General features: G+C 55.5%; 22 protein-coding genes and 6 pseudogenes. 16 read left to right on the top strand and 12 right to left on the bottom strand.

Annotated elements, in window-relative coordinates; all coding sequences use genetic code 11:
* Positions 1–294, top strand: coding sequence for a hypothetical protein (locus EIK79_RS00620; protein WP_221621639.1), 294 nt, complete (start codon positions 1–3; stop codon positions 292–294).
* A gap of 832 nt (positions 295–1,126) precedes the next feature.
* Entirely contained in the window at positions 1,127–1,420 is a 294-nt protein-coding gene (locus tag EIK79_RS00625; RefSeq protein ID WP_233737821.1) for a transposase, read from the top strand.
* A 386-nt stretch (positions 1,421–1,806) separates the two neighbouring features.
* On the opposite strand, the gene EIK79_RS00630 is transcribed toward EIK79_RS00625, so the two are convergent.
* The 3 genes and pseudogenes from EIK79_RS00630 to EIK79_RS00640 form a co-directional block, all read right to left on the bottom strand.
* On the bottom strand, positions 1,807–2,778 hold the full coding sequence (locus tag EIK79_RS00630) for a sulfite exporter TauE/SafE family protein (protein WP_221621640.1): 972 nt from the start codon (positions 2,776–2,778) through the stop codon (positions 1,807–1,809).
* Between the two features lie 580 nt (positions 2,779–3,358).
* Positions 3,359–3,505 (bottom strand): annotated as a pseudogene (locus tag EIK79_RS19155) (class I SAM-dependent methyltransferase); the annotation flags it as partial.
* Positions 3,506–4,430: 925 nt separating this feature from the next.
* Positions 4,431–5,396 (bottom strand): hypothetical protein, encoded by a 966-nt coding sequence (locus EIK79_RS00640; protein ID WP_124953219.1) that lies wholly within the window; start codon positions 5,394–5,396, stop codon positions 4,431–4,433.
* 904 nt (positions 5,397–6,300) lie between these two features.
* Between EIK79_RS00640 and EIK79_RS00645 the strand changes: the two genes are divergently transcribed.
* On the top strand, positions 6,301–6,495 hold the full coding sequence (locus EIK79_RS00645; protein ID WP_124953220.1) for a hypothetical protein: 195 nt from the start codon (positions 6,301–6,303) through the stop codon (positions 6,493–6,495).
* Positions 6,496–6,497: 2 nt separating this feature from the next.
* Here EIK79_RS00645 and EIK79_RS00650 read toward each other — a convergent pair whose 3' ends face one another.
* Together EIK79_RS00650 and EIK79_RS00655 are read right to left on the bottom strand one after the other, a co-directional pair.
* Positions 6,498–6,710, bottom strand: coding sequence for a hypothetical protein (locus EIK79_RS00650; RefSeq protein ID WP_124953221.1), 213 nt, complete (start codon positions 6,708–6,710; stop codon positions 6,498–6,500).
* A 78-nt stretch (positions 6,711–6,788) separates the two neighbouring features.
* Positions 6,789–7,913 carry an MFS transporter gene (locus tag EIK79_RS00655; protein WP_233737823.1) on the bottom strand — a complete coding sequence of 375 codons (1,125 nt, stop codon included), beginning with the start codon at positions 7,911–7,913 and terminating at the stop codon, positions 6,789–6,791.
* Between the two features lie 249 nt (positions 7,914–8,162).
* Between EIK79_RS00655 and EIK79_RS19395 the strand changes: the two are divergent.
* From EIK79_RS19395 to EIK79_RS18630, 8 genes and pseudogenes are all read left to right on the top strand, one after another.
* Positions 8,163–8,702 (top strand): annotated as a pseudogene (locus EIK79_RS19395) (DUF7351 domain-containing protein); the annotation flags it as partial.
* Positions 8,608–9,237 carry a helix-turn-helix domain-containing protein gene (locus tag EIK79_RS00660; protein WP_449405133.1) on the top strand — a complete coding sequence of 210 codons (630 nt, stop codon included), beginning with the start codon at positions 8,608–8,610 and terminating at the stop codon, positions 9,235–9,237. The pseudogene EIK79_RS19395 and the gene EIK79_RS00660, both read left to right, overlap by 95 nt.
* Positions 9,238–9,334: 97 nt before the next feature.
* Positions 9,335–10,099: an SDR family oxidoreductase gene (locus EIK79_RS00665; RefSeq protein ID WP_124953224.1), complete on the top strand. Its 765-nt coding sequence runs from the start codon at positions 9,335–9,337 to the stop codon at positions 10,097–10,099.
* 126 nt (positions 10,100–10,225) lie between these two features.
* Positions 10,226–11,176: an NADP-dependent oxidoreductase gene (locus EIK79_RS00670; RefSeq protein ID WP_124953225.1), complete on the top strand. Its 951-nt coding sequence runs from the start codon at positions 10,226–10,228 to the stop codon at positions 11,174–11,176.
* A gap of 437 nt (positions 11,177–11,613) precedes the next feature.
* Positions 11,614–11,871, top strand: a pseudogene (locus tag EIK79_RS19160) (SDR family NAD(P)-dependent oxidoreductase); the annotation flags it as partial.
* 82 nt (positions 11,872–11,953) lie between these two features.
* Positions 11,954–12,121: an SDR family oxidoreductase gene (locus EIK79_RS18620; protein WP_233737825.1), complete on the top strand. Its 168-nt coding sequence runs from the start codon at positions 11,954–11,956 to the stop codon at positions 12,119–12,121.
* Positions 12,122–12,171: 50 nt separating this feature from the next.
* Positions 12,172–12,336, top strand: a pseudogene (locus tag EIK79_RS18625) (cyclophilin-like fold protein); the annotation flags it as partial.
* 3 nt (positions 12,337–12,339) lie between these two features.
* Positions 12,340–12,489: pseudogene (locus EIK79_RS18630) on the top strand (IMP dehydrogenase); the annotation flags it as partial.
* On the opposite strand, the gene EIK79_RS19165 reads toward EIK79_RS18630, so the two are convergent.
* Positions 12,462–12,704 carry a hypothetical protein gene (locus tag EIK79_RS19165; RefSeq protein WP_368276510.1) on the bottom strand — a complete coding sequence of 81 codons (243 nt, stop codon included), beginning with the start codon at positions 12,702–12,704 and terminating at the stop codon, positions 12,462–12,464. The pseudogene EIK79_RS18630 and the gene EIK79_RS19165 sit on opposite strands and share 28 nt — an antisense overlap.
* Entirely contained in the window at positions 12,595–12,939 is a 345-nt protein-coding gene (locus EIK79_RS18370; RefSeq protein WP_124953226.1) for an SDR family NAD(P)-dependent oxidoreductase, read from the bottom strand. The genes EIK79_RS19165 and EIK79_RS18370 overlap by 110 nt, the downstream gene beginning before the upstream one ends.
* A gap of 457 nt (positions 12,940–13,396) precedes the next feature.
* On the opposite strand from EIK79_RS18370, the gene EIK79_RS00700 reads away from it, so the two are divergent.
* The 4 genes and pseudogenes from EIK79_RS00700 to EIK79_RS00715 all read left to right on the top strand — a co-directional run bounded on the left by EIK79_RS00700 (position 13,397) and on the right by EIK79_RS00715 (position 17,141).
* Entirely contained in the window at positions 13,397–13,798 is a 402-nt protein-coding gene (locus EIK79_RS00700; RefSeq protein WP_124953227.1) for a (R)-mandelonitrile lyase, read from the top strand.
* 659 nt (positions 13,799–14,457) lie between these two features.
* Positions 14,458–14,822 (top strand): annotated as a pseudogene (locus EIK79_RS00705) (Fe-Mn family superoxide dismutase).
* 157 nt (positions 14,823–14,979) lie between these two features.
* On the top strand, positions 14,980–16,071 hold the full coding sequence (locus tag EIK79_RS00710; protein WP_221621642.1) for a VPS10 domain-containing protein: 1,092 nt from the start codon (positions 14,980–14,982) through the stop codon (positions 16,069–16,071).
* 74 nt (positions 16,072–16,145) lie between these two features.
* The gene (locus EIK79_RS00715; protein ID WP_124953228.1) at positions 16,146–17,141 is read left to right on the top strand and encodes a WD40/YVTN/BNR-like repeat-containing protein; all 996 of its coding nucleotides are present in this window, start codon (positions 16,146–16,148) and stop codon (positions 17,139–17,141) included.
* Between the two features lie 536 nt (positions 17,142–17,677).
* Here EIK79_RS00715 and EIK79_RS00720 read toward each other — a convergent pair.
* Positions 17,678–18,190, bottom strand: coding sequence for an MBL fold metallo-hydrolase (locus EIK79_RS00720; RefSeq protein WP_124953229.1), 513 nt, complete (start codon positions 18,188–18,190; stop codon positions 17,678–17,680).
* A 196-nt stretch (positions 18,191–18,386) separates the two neighbouring features.
* Complete coding sequence (locus tag EIK79_RS00725) at positions 18,387–18,707, bottom strand: cupin domain-containing protein (RefSeq protein WP_233737828.1); 321 nt, start codon at positions 18,705–18,707, stop codon at positions 18,387–18,389.
* Between the two features lie 331 nt (positions 18,708–19,038).
* Between EIK79_RS00725 and EIK79_RS00730 the strand changes: the two genes are divergently transcribed.
* Positions 19,039–20,715: a glycoside hydrolase family 2 protein gene (locus tag EIK79_RS00730; protein WP_124953230.1), complete on the top strand. Its 1,677-nt coding sequence runs from the start codon at positions 19,039–19,041 to the stop codon at positions 20,713–20,715.
* A gap of 98 nt (positions 20,716–20,813) precedes the next feature.
* On the opposite strand, the gene EIK79_RS00735 is transcribed toward EIK79_RS00730, so the two are convergent.
* From EIK79_RS00735 to EIK79_RS00745, 3 genes are all read right to left on the bottom strand, one after another.
* Positions 20,814–21,221 (bottom strand): hypothetical protein, encoded by a 408-nt coding sequence (locus tag EIK79_RS00735; protein ID WP_185715460.1) that lies wholly within the window; start codon positions 21,219–21,221, stop codon positions 20,814–20,816.
* Positions 21,190–21,384 carry a hypothetical protein gene (locus EIK79_RS00740; protein WP_124953231.1) on the bottom strand — a complete coding sequence of 65 codons (195 nt, stop codon included), beginning with the start codon at positions 21,382–21,384 and terminating at the stop codon, positions 21,190–21,192. Before EIK79_RS00740 ends, EIK79_RS00735 begins: the two co-directional genes overlap by 32 nt.
* A 618-nt stretch (positions 21,385–22,002) precedes the next feature.
* Positions 22,003–22,209, bottom strand: a complete 207-nt coding sequence (locus EIK79_RS00745; protein ID WP_124953232.1) for a hypothetical protein — start codon at positions 22,207–22,209, stop codon at positions 22,003–22,005.
* Positions 22,210–23,372 lie beyond the last annotated feature (1,163 nt).

Below are 23,372 nucleotides of genomic sequence, written 5' to 3' on the forward strand. Positions count from 1 at the left end.
GTGGCGATACCCCCTCCCCCCCTCAATGTCGGTGTACTCGTAAGGGAGCAGTTGGAACCCCTCGAAGGAGACGAAGATGGTCCCGATGCTCACGATCGGTGTGAGCAGTCCCGTAGAGAAGACGCCCCCGACGAACGGACGGGCACTGTCGCCGACGAAGATAGCCCAGAGGCCGACAAGCCCGAACGCAAAGAGGATGGCCACTTTGATGTATACGAGGATGTCCTGAGACTCGCCGCTCTCGCGTACACCCATGAGATTAATTCCTGTAAAGACGACGATGCCGATCGATAGTGCTCCTCGCAGCCACGTGTCGGTCGTACCCACGAGGAGTTCCGCTGCGAACGACCAATGCGAAGACGTACATCGCCATGGTGCCGACGTAGCCCACAATCAAGATCCACCCGATGAGTCCCCCGACCCCCATGGCGATCACCTCTCGGAGAGCGAGTTGTTCTGACATAGTGGATGAGGATGGTCCCGATTCGCTCTTACGTAACCGTCAGTTCACTCCGCCAGCGTATGGCGAATATATCTAAAACCCAATCAATATTTGGCGGAATACTTCGAAACCTAATCGACCGCGGTATCTTAGAGCTTCGGACTCGACTCAGGAATCCGCGTGCTCTCACGTTCGGTCGCCGCTAAGCGTCGATAACGCCAGTGAGCTGGGAGTTGAGACCAGCTCCTGCCATTGCCTCGTAGACCGTCGTGTTATCGATCCTGTCCTGTCTATTGTGAGATAACGCTTGACACCGTTGCGCTCGCTCATTGTCCGGGATTCGATGTGGAGCGTCTCAGTGATACCAGAGGACGAAACAGTGCTGCATCAGGATCGATTGTGAGACTGCATACCCTGCCCGACCTCAAACGCGAGTGTAGTGGATTACTCTGTATATACTGTCGGCTGTTTCTCAAACCGCTGTCGACACTCTTCACTACAGAAATAGTATATTTTACTACGTGCTGGACAGTGGTGACTGCGTCACCATGTGAAAGTTCCATTCCACAGTCCGGATCAGTCGGCATCCAAGCGATTTGTTCGATCCCCAGCCGAATGGTCATTTCGGAGTGGTGTAAATATGTGTCTTTTAGGAAACGATGAGTGAATTCAATGATGACCTAGATGGTTCGCTTTTCTTTTCGTCTCTTCCGGATCCTTGGCAACCTCGTCCAGAAAGGCATCCAGCAATGGGCGTACCCAATGTTCGTCGAACTCGTGGCGTACAAGGTCGAATCCACGGAACTGTCCGTGAACACGGTGAACTCTGCATATACGAGCCAGCGGTGTAGTCACTGCGGGTTTACCCACGAGAATAACCGGGATGAGAAGGTGTTCGAGTGCGTGGTGGGGACGAGGCGAACACGGACTACACTGCGGTCGCCGGACAACATCCGGCGAGCAACCGGAACTCACTGAGCTCCGGTGACAGCGAAGAATATCGCCAACCGATACTGCAGGTATATCCATCGCGGGCAGACGTCTCGCGGGGGATGGGCCACCAGTCAACTGACAAGTCTCAGGGGTCGACCCCGAGGCGGTTGACACGCAACAATAGGAATCACGCTCAATTGGCTATGTGATTCTGGCAACGGATGCTCTTATTGGAAGTACACTGGTGGTTTTCGTCGACGTCACTTACACACTGGTTGGATTAGGCGCGTTCTCGTTTTCTTCGTCCTATTAATCCGTTCATCGGACGACAATATTCGATGAGAAGCTGGCAATCGCCAAGCCACTCTTTAGCAGACTCTTCACCGACCTAGCCAACCACACGACCTAGTCGAAGACGATCATGTGCACAGTCATCCAGTTGAATCGCGGTAGATGGTTCGTCCTCCCCGGTAGACGACGAGCGCAGCCACGACGATCGCGGTTCCGAAGAGAAGCGTGATACTGAGGTCGTGGAGAACCCGAATCCCGTAGATATGGCTGATCGTCTTGCTTGCTACTGCGATGCTGTCAAGGAGTAGTACCATCGCGAAGTAACCCATCAGTGCGCGCTCGTCGACAACGTCAGTGAGGCGCGAGCCAACGTAGGATCCGAGGACGCTTCCACCGAGCAGCGGGAACACGACCGTGAAATGGACGGCCCCTTGTTGGAAATAGCGAACGGATCCGAACGCGCTCGACCCAGCGATCTGGAAGATATCGGTGCCGACCGCGATTGATTTCGAGATACCGATACCGTAGATGAGGCTCGGAACCATCAGAAATCCACCACCCACCCCGAGGAAGCCGGAGAGCGTTCCGATACCGACACCGACGACAAGGACAAGCCAGACGGAGACGCGCATGTCCGAACGTAGACTGATTCGAGGGGGCAATCGACCGAGAGCGTAGCGTTTGAACACGGGAGGAGCGCGTCGTTCGATGGAATCGGTGAATCTGTCCCTATGAACTCGGCGGAGGATGAGTACGCCACCTGCTGCCAGCAGTACGACGTAGGCGATGCTGATGACAACATCCGCGAGCCCTTTCCCAGCGAGCCAGAAGAGAACCCGCCTACCGGCCTCAATACCAACTGCCATACTGACAATAAGGAGAATTCCGAGGGCGTAATCGATGTGTCCGGCAGACTGGTGGGTGATCGCCGCGGCGATGGATGTTCCGAAGACGAACACGAGACCAGAGCCCACAGCAGCTTCGGCAGGATGACCGAGCACGAGGAGCGCAGGGGTGACAAAAAAGCTCCCACCCAACCCGAAGAAGCCAAAGAGAATGCCCACCAAGAACCCGAACCCAACAAAGAACAGTGCCGCTGATTCTACGAGCATCATCTTTCTTGAACTATTTCTCGTTCGATTCGACAGAGGATTCCCAACCAGGTTTCGTATGCACGTGGAAGATTACGACAGAACGATAAAGAGCATCCCACCATCGTTGCTCAGAGTACGATGTGCATGTGCAAAAGTCTGCGGCGTTCTCGATTCTCCGGCGATAGATACGCTCTAGATTGTCTGGCGAATGAGGACGTTCTATCGACGTACGAAACGAGAGAGGAGTGACGTTTTCTCGTGTCCTTTGAGCGTCCCACGGACGATCGAGACACCCCGAAGTGGCAGTTTTCAAATTTCTATCATGTATGCATTATTGATGAACTGCCGTCTTGCGATTCGTATCGATTGAACTGGCTCCATATGCGATACTGTGAGCAGCTACAACAGTCGATCAACGCCGATCGGCTCTCACAGATTCCTGCATCAACGATCTCCGCCAGAAGAGCGTCAAATTTCATGTGGCAGATACGTTCAAATCGGTCGTCCATGCAGAACCCTTCGTCTATTTCGCGATTCAGATGACATCCACCAGCTAAGGTGTGTCGTGCCAGCGCGAGTACGTCGTATGCGACATCAACTATTCCGTCTCCCTAGACGTGTTCGAAGAAGCGGAATTCGTCCATAGTTTCGCCACCTGAGCCACTTCGGAAAGTACAGTTTCAACATCAGGAGTTGTACGGAGTACGAGAGACACGATCACCACATCGAACGAATTGTCCGCAAACGGAAGACTTCTGCGCTGGCATCCTCAACCTCTATTTCGATCAGGAGAGAGCATACACAGTCAACGTAACACATCGGGAGTCAAAGCAAAGTCGCGTCGTCGCTGGCACGTCAAGCATCCGGTGGAAAAGGTGTCGTATTCGAGTCCGTGGTGTTCCCCGGATACGACACTATCCAGTAGACAAGGGTCGGTCACGTACTCCCAGATTTCCTCGGATGTAGTATCGATGGCGATCTTGGCTTTGCCAGTTACGTCACCCGTTCAGCCGAACATCCCCCACCTACGAACAGGCTGAGGCGAGACAGAGGCATGTCAAACAGCTCATTCTAGCTCGTGATTCGATTGCATGAACACTCGTTCTATTTGCAGAATTCCACCCTCTGAAATAGGGATTCCCCCTGACTTCGCAGTATAAACGTACATAGTTTGTCTACGACATTTATTCCATTGTGATTTTTGAAATTAATGCTTCCAGCTGCACATTGCATTCTCTGTCTCTTTCCCAAAATCACGCAGTAGACGACCAGATACCATACTCAATCGTGTTAGTGTTTCGGTGCTCATACCGTCTATCAAGTGTCCTCTCCATAATTGGAAAACTACGCCCTTACGTCCTCAGCTACTTCACCACATAACTACGGCTGTAGAACAGCAAAGAAGACTCTATCTCATCCGTTTTAAAAAAGCACAACTTTATACGCTGGCAACCTTAGTAATAATACTCATGCACTCTGAGACTGCGCCTGTAAAGTCGGAGGATCGCGATAGCGTCGCAGCAAAGGACGCCTCTGACCTTCGTAAACTAATTCAAGAGCAGTGGTCTATAACGCTCTGTGATGAGGTTGCAGTCCGCGAGTTCAGTCGTTCTCTTTCGACTCTTCCGGACTAAGTCCCTGTATTGTTCGCTATCGTTCCTTATGATATATTATTTCTCATTAATAGCAGGCGTTTCACTAGCTTCATCAAAAGAATAATCTGTTGCGATACGATCTAGAAACGCTCGTTTCCCGTCATCAGTTATGTTTCGAAGGTGAGTCGCGTCACTTCGCTCAAGAAGATGATCAACGAACGGCTGAGTCGCGTTTCGATGTTGCTGGGTGTAATACTGAAAAGCATCCGGACGCTGAAGGTTTTCTAGTTCACTATTAAGATTAATAATGATTCCTTCTTTCCGTTGAACTGCATCGACTCCCAGCGAATGAGCATATCTGAGAAGCCCAGCCTTGCGGCGAAGTGTCAAATGACGTTTTGATGAGAGAATATAGTCTTCAGCCCAGTCATGCCATTCATCATCTACACCTGTCTTCGGAAGCTCGATATCCTCATCGAAGGTCCGGAGATACCTTCCGAGGATGCTAATTCCCGATCGATGGTTAGTGTTCGGCATGGGATGCTGACAAATAAACTCCGAAAGGAGTTGTGTGGCTACCTCTGGCACAGGCTGACGCCATTGCACGTTTCGAACAACCTCCGCGAGAGATTCTAAATCGAATTTCTTGTACAACCTCATCGATTCATCTGGAATGTCGTCGGTGATGCTCAGGAAAATTGTATCCACAAGTAAGACAAAATTTATTTCTCGGTCTTCGAAAATACCATTAAGATACTCATTAATTTCCTCATCAGAATTTGACCATTCATCAGGAGTTCCTGATTGTGAACTTGTATATATTGTGTGTACCTTTTGTCCGTCTACTTGGAACTGCCACTGACTACAATTCTTGATATCATTTTGTTCTCTGAATTCTTCTGTCTTAGACAGAAATCGCTCGTAATCGTCAGTGATGAACCTGAGAGACCGATGAAATGCTTTCGGTTCATGATACGGAATGAGCACTAAGTCGTCCTCTGTCTGGTCACCCCAATCAGTTTGATCTGTCCACTCCGACATACCGTATTGTAGATCATAAAATGATATAAATAGTGTGTCTGAATCTCAAGAAAAAGATCTAGAGTGGAATGTATATATGAAGAAGATAAAGCTCTTTATCATCTCTGTGCATGTTCAGGGTCGTCGATCAGTTTGTTCCTGATGAGCGACTGTATATCACCGGTTTGACCGGGAACGAACAGTACCCGACAGTCGTGGTGTCCACCTCTGGCTCTAACTATTATCCGTTCGACAGCCACATATTGTCTTCCTATTCCATCCGCTCGATGTACGCTGTTTCGGGCTCTCGATCGATCTTGGGAAGGAGATAGGTGACGCCCAGGTTGTCCAGCGTTTGGTAGACCTGCAACGATTCGAACCCACGGTCTGCGAGGACGAGATCGATCGATGCGAATTCTTAGGTTCAGCGCACGAGCCGTCGGACCGTTCGATGATACTCGTGGGGGAAATTCTCATTCCACGCTGAGCTCTCAATCACCGGCTCAACGGCGAGGACGATCGGCATGCTCTTCCCAACGAGCGATAACATAGCGAATTTGTAGGCTATTTCTCGCGATTTATCGGTCCCACTGACCTCACTCGGCGGAGCATCCTCAGCATGGTAGGGTCAGGTCGTGATATCGATCGCCACAGTCACCGGCGGTTAGAGGATCTGGAGATGATTCACTGCCGCCAGGAGATTCTCGATCGACTGCTCAAACCCCGCGTGAATCTGCTCTTGGGAATATTACTTGACTGTCCGGGTACTTCCCGTTGCCCGCACGTCTTGAGTTGAACGATCCGAACACCGTATTCCCAGCAAGCCGGACGTGCTTCCGAATCTGGTCATTTGAGAACTTGCCGACGTGCCGTTCGAGGAGGTCGGAGTCGTTATCCTCGACGTAACGCGGTTGGCGGAGATCGAGTGCGTCGTCGTTCTCAGAGCGGCCTCAACGAGGCGCTCGCTTACTGGGAGAATACGTCGTTTCGTGGCGTCGGAGAGGTTTCGTCCCACACCGCTGTGAGCGTCTGCCGCGTTGGGGCCGTGTTGTACTTTTCGAACTTCGTCGCGTCGAAACCGAGTCGGCTCGCGCGTGTCTCGGTCGAGAGGTGCTCGTAGAGCTATTTCCAAGAGAGTCTGCCGAGTTCGCGGCAGAGTAGTGCTCGAGCTATCGGCTCAGGATCGTACTCTCGGCCCTCGAAGTACTCATAGTCCTTATTCTGAAGGATTCGAGTGAGCTCTGGGATGTGTACGAGAGTAACGAGTGTCGGCGCTGTCTCCAGCTGTTCGTCTGCCTTGTTGAGGAGTGATTCTGAGACTGTCGTCTCCCTCATTGTAACGACTCTCGCAGCATTGAATCATCCAGATTTATGCGGACAAGCACAAGTAGACGGGTAAGATACTGACTGATTTCACCGGAGAGGAAGACTCATTGCTGTCTGTGATTCAAACGGATCTACCAGTGCCCGTATCAGGAGAACAGTGAAGGTCGCGAACATCCCGAGAACGGCCAGTGCTGTCATCGGTGTGGTTACCTCCGCGAGGGCTCCTCCAGTCGATCGTGCCAAGACAAAAATGAGTGCCTGTATCATCGAAACACCGCTCAAGGCTGTTGCTCGCCCCTGAGAGTCGAGTCGGTTATTCAGATACGTACTGCCGAGGGTATCGCTGACAGTGTTGGCGCTCCGGGAGACGAAGAATACGAGTACTGCAACGACGGGAAGCGTACTCGCAAGCAGGAGAACACCTGCGAGTCCCGCCGCTCCAAGCGTAAACCAGGCTCCGATACCGAGTCGCTCCGCAATTGGAGCTGCGAGTGCCGATCCCACGGCAGCGGCGATCATCAGTCCCGCATACAACGGCCCGAGAAGCGTCGGCGTGAATCCGACTGAGAGTGCGACTGGTTGTACGAAGACCTCAATCGTCTCTGGCACAGCCAAGACGACCGCCGAGATGACGACGAATATCCGTAGTTGACTTGTCGTGAGTACTGTCGTGAGCGCATCGACAGCTTCTGATGGCGAGAACCCCTCTGCCGAGGTATGAGCGTCTGGTTCGGGAAGCGTCAGAACGACCAAGCCGCCCAGCGTGGTCATGGCGGCCGCAGCAGCGAACGGCAAGACCGCCCAGGACTCGTACAGGAGACCGCCACACAGGGCAGTAACGGCAGCCGCTACGTAGAATACTGACGTACTCTGGCCTCGAACGTTCGTGTACCTCGATGTGGCCTCAGCATCGACGAGCGTGTCGTAGAGCCACGCATCGGTACTACCGGAGCGGAAAGTTGCGGCTACGCCCCAAAACGACCAGCATAAAATGAATCCAGCGAGGGAATCGGCGAGAGCAAACCCGACGTGTGTCACCGAGACAAGTGCTGCGCCAAGGGCCAGTCCGTTCCGTCTACCGAGACGGTCACCGATGTACCCTGTCGGAATTTCACCGACCAGCGTGCCGAGAAAGAACGTCCCCGCTGCGAGGCCAACACCCGCGAGGTCCAGCCCTTGCGCGAGTGCGTGGACTGTAAGAATCGGATACACGAATCCCTCGGAGGTCAGTAGTCGATAGATATAGAATCGATAAAGGAATGATCTGAGAGATGTCACTCAACTACGCCTCATACTCGTTATTCGATACGCTACTCTCTTCGTTATCGGCCGTTCGAGGTCGCCTACGGTCATTCAAAGACAGACGGCACTACTCATGGACCGTAGTTAATAGTTCGTAGAAAATTGTTCCAATTGGGTAATTAACACGACCGAGCGGGCCATTTCGATACACTTTGTCGGGCGTGTGACGGGCCGCTGCGACTGATCTACAAAAATCAAGTGTTCGTCGCACGGTGTCCGTCGTGCGAGGAGTCAGTGCTGAGTTCACCGTTCTTGCCTGCCGGGATGGTTGATCGGTCGAACGATGAACTCTTGTCTGCCTTCGATACATGGTCACGGAAACTGGTTGACCTGCTTCAGAGCGGTGTTTGCCCGTGGTGTAGGAGTACCGTTTCTCATGAGTTTGAGCTACGCGATGCGTCCGAGGAAGTTCGTATCACCCATCGGTGTGACCGCTGTCGGGGATTATCACACCACCGAGGGAGGACCCCCGGAACTATCCCGAACCCCCTCATTACGACCACGATCCCTTATCGAATCCAGACCGTTAATTGTACACAGATCCAACGTCTGACCTGTGACGGTCACCACAGAGTTCCTCATCAGTTCACTATCGCTTCCACTCGTGAGTCTCGCGAAGTCGCTCGAGTCGAATCAATTCGAGTGCGTACACGGACTCTGTCTCGAACACGATTCTCGCGTGTTCGTCATCTATCTTGAGCCGATGGAGGATCGCTCTGAAGACGATCTCTTGGCGTTCGACGAAGTGGTTGAGGCGACAGCACTCGGACGATCGAGTGGGAAAGACGTGTTTCAGATCACTATCGAACTGGAGGATATCGTCTCGGAAGCGTTCGCACCGGAACGGTTCACTGCGACCCAGATGGAACCGACAGTCGTCACACCAGAGGGCTGGTACGAGAAGAAACTCTTCCAGAACTACAATGCGTTCAATGGGATGCGAACTCGATGTGAGGAGTATGGCATCGAGGTTGAACTGGTTTCCATCTCTCAGAATCAATCTGGAGACGATGAGTCATCTCAATATGGGCTGACTGACCGGCAACATGAGGCGCTCACCCTGGCGATCGGTCGAGGATACTACGAAAGCCCGCGTCAGGTCAGTACCGAAGAACTGGCCGAAGAAATGGGTATCTCGCAACCGTCTATGTCGAGTCTCCTCCGCCGCGGTGAGCGTCAACTCCTTACCTCGGCACTGGGCTCACAGCCCCAGATCGACAGCCTCTCTCGATAGTCTCGAATTGTTTCGTACTCCGTACGAACTGCCCAGTTTATAAGCGTGCTTTCAGTATAGCACAACGGCGAAGGGCACAACGGTTTTACCAAAACCGATGTCAACAGATTTCGGTTCGGAACTGGACGGACAGGTCGCGATCGTCACCGGCGCTTCGTCCGGGATCGGCAGTGCGACCGCTGAATCACTCGCTTCGCGAGGGGCGAGCGTCGTGATCGCCGCACGGCGGGAAGACGAACTCGAAGCACTCGAAGCCAGCATCGAGAACACCGACGGGGAGGCGCTCGTCGTGCCGACGGACATCACGAACGACGACGACATCGACGACCTCGTCGACGCGACGCTGGACGAGTACGGCCGCATCGACATCCTCGTGAACAACGCCGGCGTCATGCCGCTCGCCCACATCGCGCAGGCGGACCGCGAAACGCTCCAGACGACCGTCGACGTGAATCTCACTGGGCTCATCACGCTCACGCACGCTATCGTTCCAACGATGATAGAACAGGGAAGCGGCCACATCGTCAACCTCTCCTCGGTCGTCGGTCGATTCCTCCAGGCGAACAGCTCGCATTACAACGCGGCGAAAGCTGGTGTCAAGATGTTCGGTGACTCGCTCCGCCTCGACATCGCCGAGGAGGGCATCCACGTCGCCACGATTGAGCCGGGCGCGGTCGACACCGAACTCCTCGATCACATCCCCGACGACGAGATTCAGGAAGGCGTTAAGGAGTACGTCGGATCGATGGATGCGCTCGCACCCGAAGACATCGCGCGAACGATCACGTTCGTCGTCACGCAACCGGAGCGCGTCGATATCAACGAGGTCCTGATTCGCCCGCTCGACCAGGTCCAGCCGTAGCCCGGCTTTCGACGACGCGTTCGCTGTCCCGGCTCCTCGTACAGCGCTCACCACGCTCTCATTTAAACATGCTATCGAGTTAGCACTATTTCTTTAGTCTCTCGCCTCCGACGTAATCTATAGTCTATGAAAGCAGTACGCATTCACGAGTACGGGGGTCCAGAAGTCCTTCGGTACGAAGACGTAGAGAGGCCCGAACCGGCGGCCGGTGAGGTGCGCTTAGACGTTCGCGCGGCCGGTGTGAATCCGGTCGATTGGATGACCCGGAAAGGGATGATGGAGCAACGAGAACTCCCGTGGACGGTCGGGTGGGACGTCGCTGGCGTCGTCGAAGAGTCCGCCCCCGATGTGAGCGAGTTGGAGGTCGGCGATGCGGTGTACGGCCTCGTCGGATTTCCCGACGGTGGCGGTGCGTACGCGGAGACCATGGTGGCCCGCGAAGAGGAACTCATGCGGACGCCGGCATCGCTCTCCTTCGAGGAGGCGGCCGGCGTCCCGATGACGGCGCTCACCGCGTGGCAAGCGTTGGACGCTCTCGAGTTGGAAGAGGACGACCGTGTTCTCGTGCACGCTGCAGCCGGCGGTGTCGGTCACTTCGCCGTTCAGTTTGCAAAGCAGCGCGGTCTCCACGTCATCGGCACCGCCTCGGGTTCCAACGAGAAGTTCCTGCGAGAACTCGGTGTCGACGAGTTCGTCAACTACCGCGAGGAGCGTTTCGAGGAAGTTCTCGACCCGGTTGACGGGGTTATCGACGGTGTCGGCGGCGAGACGTTCGACCGGTCGCTCGAAATCATCACGGACGGCGGAATCATCGATAAGCTCCCGAGTCCACCCACTCCTAGGCAGGAAGAGCTAGCGGAACAGCACGACGTGCGGGCGATAATGACGGACGTTCGCTGGGACCGAGAGTGGTTCGCGAACATCACCGACCTGCTTGAAGACGACGCCGTCTCGGTGACGCTCGACACGGTCTTGCCGCTCTCCGAAGCGCGAGAGGCCCATCGGCTGAGCGAAGAAAAACACGCTCGCGGGAAGCTAATCCTCTCGACGACGGCCGAATCGGACTCGTCGAACTGAGTCGGCCGACGGCGTGGGATGTCTCTTCGACTCGACCTCTCGATTCTCACTCTGCCTCGCCGCGCGACGTGATTCGTGGGCTGAGTGACCTGGCCTTGACGAGGGAGTGTCTCGATGTCGGGAACTCGGCACCGAACTCAGTGTGTTTAAACACACTTTCCGGATAGCACCGTTCCCAAGCCTGCACCCGCCCTACGTTCAGTCGATGTCAATAGACACCGAATCCGGCCTGCTGGACGGAAAGACGGCCATCGTCACGGGCGCAAGCAGGGAATCGGCAAAGCCATCAGTGAGCTCTTCGCCGAGGAAGGTGCCTCCGTAGTCCTCACCGCTCGCGGCGAAGGAGCGCTGAACGAAACGGTGGACGGAATCACGCGCGATCGGGGTCGTCAGAGCGGGTCTTCGACAGGGCGATTGAAGAGTTCGGCCACGTCGATATCCTCGTCAACAACGCTGGCTACGGCGAGATGGTACCGATAGAGGACACTACTGACGAGCATTTCGAGGGAACCATGTCCCTCAACCTCTTCGCCGCCTTCCGTCACTTCCGCGAGGCCGTGCAGCACTTTTAGGAACGAGGTGAGGGAGCGATCGTGAACGTATCGTCAGTGAACGCCGCCAAGCCCGTCATGGGCGTCTCTTGCACCACGAGCAAGGGTGCCCTCAACACGATGACGAGGAACATCGCCATGCGATTCGCCGGGACTGGAATCCGCTGCAACGCGATCGCGCCGGGAGTGACTGAAACCCTCCACCGAGGACTGACGGAGCGGAGATATGGAGGGCGGCAACGAGATAATGGACATCGCCGAGAAGTACGTCAATCTGGACGTCCCGGACACGAAGCCGCTCGATCAGGCGTACGCCGCGCTGTACCTGACGAGCGATATGTTTTCGGCGGTCACGGGGCAGATCCTCCAAATCGATAACGGCGGATGGCTCTGACGACGACCGGTGCGAACAGCCAATAGCGAAGCCACGGAAGTATGGCCACTATGGCGCTTCGATTGACCATCGGGGACACAGTCCTCACGGGCAGCCTCGTAGATAATGCCACGAGCCATGATTTCCGCGCTCTGCTGCCGCTTACCGTGACGCTCCGCGATTACGAGGAGACCGAGAAGGTCTGCGACCTCCCACGTCGATTGTCCACGGACGACGCCTCCGCCGGTCCTGCCCCCGTCCGGAACTACGCCGAGGAGCTGATGGATGACGTGCTCCAGAGAACGCTTGACCCCTCGCCGATTTTCACGAAGACCGCCAACCTCAACGGCGTCCCCGAGGGCTACGAGGCGATTGACTCGTCGGGCGCAGCCAACTTCTCGAAATCACTGACGGTGAAAGCATCTTCCGCAAGGTCCATGACGTCGTCGACGAGTCTTGCAAGGAGAGCCAGATGTCCTCCAGCGGACACTCCCCTAGTCGCTATCCAGATCGCATCGTAGCCGTACTCCTCGGCATGCGCCTGAAGACAGCGGATCGACGCCTTTACATCGACGAAATGGGCGGGAAAGTATCCACGCGGTATCGGAGTCGGCGAGGTCGAGATTGTGCACCGTCGGCGACGCCCCTGAGAATTCTGTTTCTGTCTCTTTTTTGTGTTCTCGCCACGCCATGATGGTGTGTGCACCCTCTTTGGCGAGGGCCTTCGTTACCTCGAAGCCGAGCCCGCTGTTCGCGCCCGTTACTACGACCGTCCCAATACCGTGGGACGTATTAGGTACGTTGTCGACTGAATTGGTCGGACCTCTTTGTTCAGACATTGTCTATGTATACGCGTAGAGATGACGTACAACCTATGCTGACCCATTAGCCCATTTATATGGTGTGACGTTGGTAATTTCAGTATCGACCCGTCTTAACCACACATACGATACGCGATTCTGGCACGGTGTCGAATCCCAGTTACCGATCATCCCACACGTTTTAGAGCCGAAAACGCGACAGTAACAGTCCCTCGTTCAATATTTCGATAGTTGTCTTTGCAATACCTATACCATCCGCTCTGTGTGTCCTTGACCGTGTGACGGGTGACGCCGTCGCTCCACTCGTTGCACTGGGTGTCGTCACGGTCTTCGGGGACTGGTCTCTTCTACCGGGGCACCTCACCAGTCCGCGAGTGGTCAGACCTGACTCCGAGACAACCTGTACTTAAAGATGCTTATCAGATAGCACCAACTCCAAGGCGAAGAGCGCCGTACCTAAGATTGGGTATCATATATGGAGATCACGACTGATCACTCGCGACCGTCCGCCGAAGGGCCCGACGAGTACTTTACCGGTGACGTTCGCATTGACCCGCTGTTCAACCCAGAAGGCGATGCGCGCGCTGCTGCGGCGAGCGTGACGTTCGAGCCCGGCGCGCGCACCGCGTGGCACACTCACCCGCTCGGCCAGCGACTGGTCGTGACGAGCGGCTGTGGGTTCGTCCAACGTGAGGACGGCCCGATCGAAGAGGTCCGCGCGGGCGACGTTGTCTGGTTCCCGCCGAGCGAGAAACACTGGCACGGCGCGATGCCGGATAAAGCCATGTCCCACATTGCCATCCAAGAAGAACTCGACGGAGAGGCTGTCACGTGGCTGGAGCAGGTTTCCGACGACGAGTATCCCGAAAACGAGTAACTGGACGGTAATAGAAGCGACGAAATCACCACCCAACTACTTAGCCCCTCGATGCACTCGTCCTCGAAGAGACCTATAAAAACGAATCATAATGAGATCGTGGGCAAGAGACGAACTTCAGAAGATCGCTGCAGCTGATGACCTGCACATCGCAGTCTTCGGGGCGGCGGGGCGAACTGGATGGTGAGTGGTCCGGCATGCACTCAACAACGGCTATCGCGTGACGGCGGTCGTACGGACATCTTCAAAACTGGACACAAATCACGACCGCCTTACTGTCGAGCAAGGCGACGACGAACTACGATTCTTTTGCTGATGTACTGCAGGGAGCAGAAGTAGTTATCTCCGTGATGGTACTCGTTACGGAACTCTACTTCTTCCGAAGAATCTGGAAAGACGACGTTGTCAATAATGCTTCTGATGGCACTCAACATGATGCTACGACTAGCGAGGAACGTCAAGCTGTCGCGAATGGCGGCGTCGAGGATCGATGACTGCTCCTCCTGTCTTCGCTCGGTGGTCGTCTTCCGTATAGTTCGGGTTTCCTTCGCTGGTAAAGGGAACACACTGGTTCAGAATCATATTCATCAGTCTACTTGATTTCATTTCAGCAAGGATTCAAGTTGGTTTGCCACTTGGAAAGCAACGGGACGAAACCAATGTCCGACCACGAACAACCACCGTTGCCGTACGACTACGACGCACTCGAACTACATATCGGTGAACGGGTCCTGACATGGTATCGCGATACCAATCATCAGGGTTACGTCAACGGCTGGCATAGTGCTGAAGAGACGCTCGCGGAGAGTCACGAGGAGGGAGACTACTCCTCGACGAGGTCGATAAGCATGATCAGGGAGCCCTCTGTGGGAGCCACCTCGTCCTTGCACTCGACATGTGGGAACACTCCTATTACCGCAACTACGGTCCAGATCGCGGCGACTTCATCGATGCCTTCTTGGAGGTCGTCGACTGGGTGGAGCCCTCTGATCGCTACGGACAAGCTGTCAAACTGTTCGAATAGTGAGTCTACTAACCATCTCAGTTATGTATCGCTCGTACATTATCCATTCGAAGGAGAGAATTTCACTTTCTCGGCCTTGCTCTCCTCAATGCAACCGCAGATTCGACGGGGTCGAGCAAAGTAAATCAGACCCTGTAACTGAAACTACTCCAATCATATGACAACCCGAATTTACGCCGCATTGGACTACGCATTGCTCGTCATCGATGACCGAGATGGGAGCTGGGACGTCAACCAATATTTCGATGGCAACGAACGGCCGTACGCTGTTGCCGTTGATCCATTCGCTCCCGAGCGCGCGTACCTTGGGACATTCAACGATGGACTGTGGCGAACAGTAGATGGTGGTGATTCTTGGTCACAGATCGGCTCCGATTTCTCGTCGTCGCGCGTTACGGCGGTCGCCGTCGCTGCAGAAGATCGACCACAGGAGTACGGAACGGTCTATGCAGGAACAGAACCAAGTGCGGTATACCGGTCAGATGACGGTGGCGACACATGGAGTACGTGTCACGGTCTCACAGATCTTGATTCAGCGACCGAATGGTCGTTCCCTGGCCGTCCCGACACCCACCACGTCCGCTGGATCGAACCGGATCCAAGCGATCCTGAGCGGCTCTACGTGAGTATCGAAGCTGGAGCAGTTGTAACGACCAGCGACCGTGGTGAGACCTGGACCGATCGCGTCCCTGACTCGCCGTCCGACGCTCATACCCTCGCAACTCACCCAGATGCACCGAATCGGGTATATGCCGCTGCGGGAGATGGTTTGGTAGAGGAGTGGGCGTGCCATGAATACGCGGAGAGTACCGATGGAAATGAATCATGGAGCTCCCTCTCTGAAGGCCTCGACCATCACTACGGGTGGGCCGTTGCAGTCGATCCTGGCGACCCGGAAACACGGGTACTAACAACCTCGACGAGTGCGGGTCGAGCGCACGACATCGAAGACGAAGCGGTTCGTACCCATGATGAACCCAACGACCCATACTCAGTCGTCTACCGACGACAGAGCGACGAACCCTGGCAGCAATGCACGGAGGGACTCCCAGAACCGAGTGGAACCTTCGTGCCGGTTCTCGCAACGATCAATAACGAACCAGGACGATTCTACGTATTGACGAACCGTGGTCTCTACCAGTCGATAGACGCTGGTGAAACGTGGAAGGAGATGAATCTAGCATGGGACGAAGAGTACCATGATCAACAACCTCGATCGATCGCCGGTATAGATGTTAAAGATGACTAATCGAACAGAATCGCATCGTTCCGCTGACCACCTTCACAGTGAACTACGTTATGTCCACCGAATGATATGATAGTATGACCGTACTAATTGGTGCCTCTGACGGCGTATACCGAGCTAGTGATGTTCCGTTCGAGATCGTCGAGCAGGTTCTCGACACGGGCTTTGTCACAGGGATAGCGACGTTTGACGCCGTGGACGGAACATTCGCGGCGACGACAACGGGACTGTATCACTCGACTGACACGGGCGACTCGTGGGACGATCTCAGTGTCCCAACTGAATCAGTGTGGTCAGTGCATGCAACAGAAGTAGGACTGTACGCAGGGACAGCGCCCGCTCACCTCTATCGATCTACCGACGGTGGGCGAACGTGGACCGACGTCAAGTCGCTGCAGGAACAGCCCTCACATTCGAAGTGGACTGCACCTGGTAGTATCCCACCTCGACTCCGAACCCTTGGAACACATCCAGAAGCTCCAGAACGGCTCGTTGTCGGCATCGAGGCCGGCAAACTTCACGTAACCGAAGACGGTGGCAAGACGTGGATTGAGCGTGATGATCCGGTTCCAGACGATATCCACCACGTCAACGTCCGGGCTCCCAACGAGTTTATCGTCTCCACCGGCTATCTCGGCGTCGACGGAGAGCAACCCGGTGGCCTCTATCGGACGACAGATGCAGGTGAAACATGGGCGCGGCTCGATACGGGCGACCGCGCGTACTTCCGGGAAGCAATCGATCATGACGGGCGACTCTACGTCTCGGCTGCACGTGATGCACCGCCCTGGTGGGCTGGTGGAGCGGATGCGGTGCTGTACGAATCGAACGACGATGAGACGCTAACAGCGGTGAGCTATCCTAGCGGTCCTGCGGAAGTGATCGATGCGTGGGCCGTGATCGATGGACACGTGATCGCAGGCACAGTGTTCAGATCGCAGGAGTCCACCAGACCAATCGATGTGAGTACGGCCGCTGGGTCTAGCGGTAGCGTCTTACAACGAACAAAGGACGGTGAGTGGCGGCAGGTCGGGAACGTCCCCGCCGGAATTCACTCAATCGCATCAATGTAGTGTTCAGGGTGGTCTAGATAGTGTTGGTTTGCTCGGCTGGCTACACAGCGGACGCAGGTAACCGTGAAAGCGGCGGACGCCACTACACAGGAGATCGTGCCTGACGACAGATTGGCGACTCGCTACCCTAGGAATGCTTCGTAATGAGCAACGTCGCTCCCTCAGCATCTCTGGCCGACGATTCACGCAAGCGTCTCGAAACAGCACCAACACTCGTTGACTTCGTTCGACAGATAAATGTTGATGTGGTGCTCTGAGGCACAGACTACGAGCGCTTCGAAGGACTTGAGTACGATGCTGCGCGACAGTGCGCGCGCTGTTCTGTCGCGAACTCGCTGGGCTTTCGTGGAATGGTCTTTATGAGTTTCTCTCGACCGAAGCACGAGCCATTCGATTGGGCTTCGATCCTTCGAATTCGGGAAATTCAATACAGCCCTGACGCGCCAAACGATCACAATCTCGTGGGATGCAGAACTCTCGGATAGTGCAAAACGAACCATTCTCGCAATAAGTGAGCGTCTCGTCACTGCTGCCTATCAGAATGCGGCGGCTCTCGGGTCGTCCGAGTAGACGGCGGGCAGATGATGGAAGTAGCCGGTCGGCAGTCCACGGTGGTCAGCTCCGAAGACGGTGTCGCCCATAATCGCGACTCCGGCGTCTTCGTCAATCAGGGCGTGATTATGCTTAGTGTGACCGGGCACGTGTACCGCAGTGAACCGGCCGATCTGGTCGCCGTACAGGTGATCTGGGGTGTGGTCGGTCTCCAGTGAGGTCTTTTCCGGAACCCACGTCTCCGGATCGTAGCGCTCGACCACCGCGTCGAACCCGCCGACGTGGTCGCCGTGGTCGTGAGTGATGATGACTCGCTCCGGTTCCACACCGACGTCGACGATCCCATCAAGCACTGCCTCCGTCGTGTCCTGCAATCCCGTGTCCACCAGCGTGGGCGTCGCCTTCGTCGAGAAGAAGACGCGATATCGTTTGTCTCTCGGTTCCTCTCTGGTCGTGATGTCGTAGACATCGTCGACGACCTCGGTCGGTGCCGGCATCTTGTCAGGTCTGGGTCAGGGATCAAATTGAACGTGACCCTTTCAGGATAGCGTGTTCAAGTATCCCACCGGTCCGCCATTGAGGACCAGACTGTCTCACAACGGCTTCACGTCTCGACGTCTCGGGGCGTGACCTCGACCGTCGTCGAGCGCGCCCGTTCACCGATCATCTGCTCTTGTTGGATGGCGATGTGGGTCATCGCGTTGTCTGGCGTCGCGCCGTGCCAGTGTTTCTCGTCCGGCGGGAACCAGACAACGTCGCCCGCCGAATCTGCTCTATCTTTCCGCCCTCACGTTGCGCGAGGCCACAACCACTTGTCACGACCAGCAGCTGGCCGAGCGGGTGGGTGTGCCACACGGTGGGAGCACCCGGTTCGAACGTGACGCTCGCCGCCACACGTGCGTCGTCTTGCGGGTCGAACAGCGGGTCGATCCGGGCGTCACGGTGAAGTACTCGTTGGGTCTGTCGACGGCGGGTTGCGAACAGCCACTGGGGATCTCCGTGGGTTGTACCCACGCTTCAATCGAACCTTGGGTGTCTTGATTTCGATGCCATCCCGAAATGTTTTAATTAGATAATCGACACGATGGCCTTCGGACAGGTACCAGACGACCTTGACCGGCGGTATGGGTCGGTGGCCGACGTATTTCTGGAGCGGGCCACAGACAGGGTTTATCAACTCGTCCAGCCTCCGGTCGGTGTGCCAGACTGATGTCTGAGAAGTGTCTCCTGACTGTCTACATCCGGACGTACGCCGGGAAGAGGCGCGTCACCGCACTGGAGTACGCTAGCCGGACCATGGGCGATGTCAGCACACTCAAGTGCTCAGTTTCTCTACCGGAGACACATGCACCGAACATTCGAGCCGACGCCCTCCCGACGACGGCAGTATCTCGACGGCCGGTGGCAGTTCGTCACCGATCCGGAGGATGAGGGACGAGAAGAGGAATACTGGGAGTCCTTCCCGGCTACCGACGAGCGAATGACCGTGCCATGCGGGTGGAACGCCCGGCCGGACTACGTCGATTACGAGGGACCGGCGTGGTACCGGACGACGTTCGAACTCCTCAAGCGGCGCAACGTCCGCCTAACGTTCCTTGCGGTCGCCCACGATGCGAGCGTCTATCTCGACGGCGAACACCTCGTCGGCCACTACGGAGGGCACACACAGTTCGAGGCAGTCTGTCAGGGTCTCGCCGCAGGCGAACACGAACTAGTCGTCCGCGTCGACAACGAGCGTGACGAAATCAGCCTCCCACGGCCCGGCGCGGACTGGCTCTCCTACGGTGGCATTACCCGTGAGGTGTTCGTCGAGGAGCTCCCGGACGTATTCGTCGACGACCTGAACCTCTCCTACAAACTCGACGGCGACTGCGCGACGGTCGACGCCGAGGTCGCGCTCAGAAATCTCGGCGATGACGCCGAACGCGAAGTCACACTCACGATCGACGGCACCGAGACGACGGACGTGGTCGAACTCGTGGCCAGCGAGCCGATAGTCGATCGCTCGGTCGCTCTCTCGGTCGAATTCGGTGGCGTCGAACAGTGGTCTCGGGAGGAACCGCGGCTGTACACCGCGACCGTCACCGTCGGTGACGACGAGTACCGCGACCGCATCGGGTTCCGAACGCTGTCGGTCGACGGTACCGACATCCTGCTGAACGGCTCGCCTGTCGAGTTGGCAGGGGTCAACAGACACGAAGACCACCCCGAGTGGGGACACGCCCAGCCGCTCCGTCTGATGACCCACGACCTTGACCTGATCCAGCGGGCGGGCTTCGACACCGTGCGGGCCAGCCACTACCCGAACCACCCTCGCTTTCTCGACCTGTGCGACGAGGAGGGAATCTTCGTCATCGAGGAAATCCCCTACTGGCAGTTCGATGCCGAGCGGTTCGCACGCGACCCGGTTCTCGACCGCGGGCTCGACATGCTCGAAGAGATGGTCACCGAGCACCGCCATCACCCGTCGGTGTTTGCCTGGAGTATCCACAACGAGTGTGCGACCCAAGAAGAGGGATTGCGCGAACCGACCGAACGGCTCGTCGATCGGACGCGCGAACTTGACGACTCACGACTTGTCACCTACGCCTCCAACCGCGACTTCGAGGGCTACACCGACGAGTGCGTCGACCTCGTGGACTTCATCGGCATCAACGCCTACTGGGACTGGTACTTCGATGGGAAGACGTGGCCGGAGTTCCTCGAGGACGTCCGAAACCAGTACGGCGAGACGCCAGCGATTGTCTCGGAATTCGGCGCGGGTGCGGTCCCCGGCGAACGGACGGTTGAAGCCCAGAAATGGAGCGAGCCGTTCCAGCGAGAGTACCTCCAGAACGCCGTCGAAACGTTCCGGGAGTCCGAATTCGTCTCCGGATTCACCGTCTGGCAGTACTGTGACATTCGCGTACCACGACGGAAGGCGATGCACCGCCCGCGGACGCAGAATAACAAGGGGATTGTCGACGAGTACCGGCGACCGAAGGAGGCTTACTGGACGCTCCGAGACGTCCTTCCAGAGTAAAATACATGAGTGTCGAAGGGGACTCGCCGAACTCGGGATCGCGACGACGTTTCGCCGAGTGAACGCCCCCCGAGACCTTCGTTGTACGTCACATTCTCCTAGGAACTCGGCGTGAAAATAGGGCCCCGATGATGCCCACTGGTCAAAAAACCGCGATTTCGTTCGTCAGTGTGTCGCCAGAGATTGTACAGCAGGGCTGCAAACACAAATCTGAACGACCGAACACAGTAGTTTTTCGAGGACGCCTTGGGGAGAAACGCTGTCACCGATTTGTACCGATGTCCGATGTCCCAGCGGCGACTGTAGCTGGTAGTAACGTGCGTGATCTCGCCGGAAGCGACGTGATTATGGTTGGTCACGAATACGGCGAAGTTGCCCTCAGCGTTCTTGTCAGTCGCTGACACGTATAGGAACTCACCGGTGTGGTGGCGTTCGCCAGCAATGGCGAACGGAACGTTATGGTTGACTGCGGCGTCAACGCTGTCTATACTCTGAGTCGTCTGCATCCTCGTCGGCTTCGTCTTCATTCAGGTCGAGGGGAACCAGTGCGTTAGGGACAACGTCGTGGTCGTGGTCCTTGAGAGCGATGCTCTTTGCAGCGGCGTCAAGCGTGCTCTTGGTCTGTTCACTGAACTGCTCCCGGACGTAGGAGATGTTTCTCGATCGCATTATTGTTCCTGTCGGCTAGCCGGCTACCTGCGTTGTGGGTGCCCAGGGAGCAGCAACATCAGCCTCTTCTCTAGAAAATTTTAGTGTAATAGAATAGAAATAATATATCATATTACTGATGACAGGGTCGCTGTGTGCTTCATTTCTTCCAAAAGAAGATGTTGTTATGATAATATCTATCCACGCACAAACCTCAGCAAAATCCGATCTTCAGGTGCAGGATTTGCTATAGTGTCATACGATTTATGTCCATCATGCATAATTGATAGTATGAACCGTTGGTTATCCAGACTACAGCTGTCTGGAAATACACAATACATGTATGCAAGGTGTCTGTATCCCGCTCCCAACCGAATATGACCGACTCAGATTACCCCCAACCACAGCACACCGGCTTCTTCTGAGAGAAACCAGAGAGACAGGATCATGAGTAACGAGACTAATATCATATCACACAGGTTTTCTGACTACAATGGTGATCCCCCTAGTGTCCATGTGATTGTTTCTAGATATTTGATCACAACGTGAGCTGAGGCGCTTGAACACGAGCTAGGGGCATCACGATCTCGTATCACACCGACCATCCTTTAGAACACTCATAGATTCGACAGGCGGCCATCATCGCGCATCTCCGGGCAGGGGCTGGATCCATCCACAGCTGAGTCCCAGCACACTCGCAATGAGTCCGAACCCACCGAGCACAAGCACATCGAACGCTGGCGAGTCATGCCCCTGAGTCGCCAGCGCGAGCGCACCGAACCCCAGACCGAGCAGCAACTCACGGGCTGCTGCCTGCGTAGTCGGGTAGAGATCGACATTGTGCATCCGTATCCACCTCCCTAGCCGCTGGATTGCTATCCTCAAGCACATTGAGACAGCCTGGACAGACCGCTCCAAGGCCATCGGGTTCGAGGGCCACCTCGAACGAGTGCTGGCACCGCGGGCACGTCCCTCGGCGACACGTACTCACAACGCTGGAGGTGGTGATCGGCTCAGCGCCCATCGACGCTCACCTCTGCTTGCTTGAGAGCGCCGATAAGCCGTTCCACCGTCGCGCCCAACGTCTGGGAACCGATTGGCGTAGACTTTCACTTCGCGGGCGATGCGTTGGCGTTGTCGTGCGGGAACGTCGGAGACTGACGCCTCACCGGCCACGATGCGTCGCGTCTACGGGGACAGTGACGAGGGAGCCACACCATCCCGGGGCGACTCCCGCTCTCTCACAGTTCGATCAATAGCGGCCTGAGCCACACCATATATATATATATATATAGGTTACACAATCATTCAGCTTAGGGTTGCGATAACTACCATTAAAGCTATCGGTCCAGGATATCGGAAAGAGCACCACTGTGACCGACCCCTCCGAACGCTTGGAGAGAGTCGGACTGGGTTACATCCCAAGTATATTTTCAAGAGGTTCTAGAAAAAAGAAATGGGTGTGTTTGTCCCATCGACAGTTCGAGACGAGTCGTTACAGACGGACCCTTGTCGGGTTAAAGCCTCGGTGCCACCGCTGGCCGTGATGATTCGTCCTTTTCACCGGCTTCGTCACCCTTGATTGTATGTTTCTGTACATTCACGCAATTCCGGCAGTTATCAGGCGGATAGGGATTTGGTCAATGGTATGTATGATCCCTCAATCCCAGCTTGACCCCACAAGGGACCGTCTATACCCATCCGATCTCGGGTGTGAGGCCGTTATTTGATAGTATCTGATGTGAGTGTACTGTCGACCTGCAATTCTGGGTGCCTCGGAACACTCCTCCTGACCGGAGAACCATCCATATTGGCTCTAAAACGCCGCTAGTTTTATTTCTCATATCTATTCTATCATTTTATAACAAAAAATTAAAGTATTTTATAATTCTATCCAACTTATTTATTCATAGTGGGAAGTGATGGACTCCCAAGTCGTCGAAGTGTACTTAAGAAAATCGGCTTTGCTGGGACAGTCTCGGTGATTGGGACCGTTCATGTCTGTATGC

It is taken from the genome of Halocatena pleomorpha (assembly GCF_003862495.1).
GTDB lineage: Archaea > Halobacteriota > Halobacteria > Halobacteriales > Haloarculaceae > Halocatena > Halocatena pleomorpha.

Coding starts and splice junctions, on each gene's coding strand:
- EIK79_RS00730 (WP_124953230.1), top strand. CDS start 19,039: ATGCACCGAACATTCGAGCCGACGCCCTCCCGACGACGGCAGTATCTC.
- EIK79_RS00745 (WP_124953232.1), bottom strand. CDS start 22,209: ATGCACAATGTCGATCTCTACCCGACTACGCAGGCAGCAGCCCGTGAG.
- EIK79_RS00650 (WP_124953221.1), bottom strand. CDS start 6,710: ATGAGGGAGACGACAGTCTCAGAATCACTCCTCAACAAGGCAGACGAA.
- EIK79_RS18620 (WP_233737825.1), top strand. CDS start 11,954: ATGGAGGGCGGCAACGAGATAATGGACATCGCCGAGAAGTACGTCAAT.
- EIK79_RS00700 (WP_124953227.1), top strand. CDS start 13,397: ATGGAGATCACGACTGATCACTCGCGACCGTCCGCCGAAGGGCCCGAC.
- EIK79_RS00715 (WP_124953228.1), top strand. CDS start 16,146: ATGACCGTACTAATTGGTGCCTCTGACGGCGTATACCGAGCTAGTGAT.
- EIK79_RS00625 (WP_233737821.1), top strand. CDS start 1,127: ATGGTTCGCTTTTCTTTTCGTCTCTTCCGGATCCTTGGCAACCTCGTC.
- EIK79_RS18370 (WP_124953226.1), bottom strand. CDS start 12,939: ATGTCTGAACAAAGAGGTCCGACCAATTCAGTCGACAACGTACCTAAT.
- EIK79_RS00710 (WP_221621642.1), top strand. CDS start 14,980: ATGACAACCCGAATTTACGCCGCATTGGACTACGCATTGCTCGTCATC.
- EIK79_RS00740 (WP_124953231.1), bottom strand. CDS start 21,384: ATGCGATCGAGAAACATCTCCTACGTCCGGGAGCAGTTCAGTGAACAG.
- EIK79_RS00665 (WP_124953224.1), top strand. CDS start 9,335: ATGTCAACAGATTTCGGTTCGGAACTGGACGGACAGGTCGCGATCGTC.
- EIK79_RS00630 (WP_221621640.1), bottom strand. CDS start 2,778: ATGCTCGTAGAATCAGCGGCACTGTTCTTTGTTGGGTTCGGGTTCTTG.
- EIK79_RS00735 (WP_185715460.1), bottom strand. CDS start 21,221: ATGCAGACGACTCAGAGTATAGACAGCGTTGACGCCGCAGTCAACCAT.
- EIK79_RS00640 (WP_124953219.1), bottom strand. CDS start 5,396: ATGTCGGAGTGGACAGATCAAACTGATTGGGGTGACCAGACAGAGGAC.
- EIK79_RS00720 (WP_124953229.1), bottom strand. CDS start 18,190: ATGCCGGCACCGACCGAGGTCGTCGACGATGTCTACGACATCACGACC.
- EIK79_RS00670 (WP_124953225.1), top strand. CDS start 10,226: ATGAAAGCAGTACGCATTCACGAGTACGGGGGTCCAGAAGTCCTTCGG.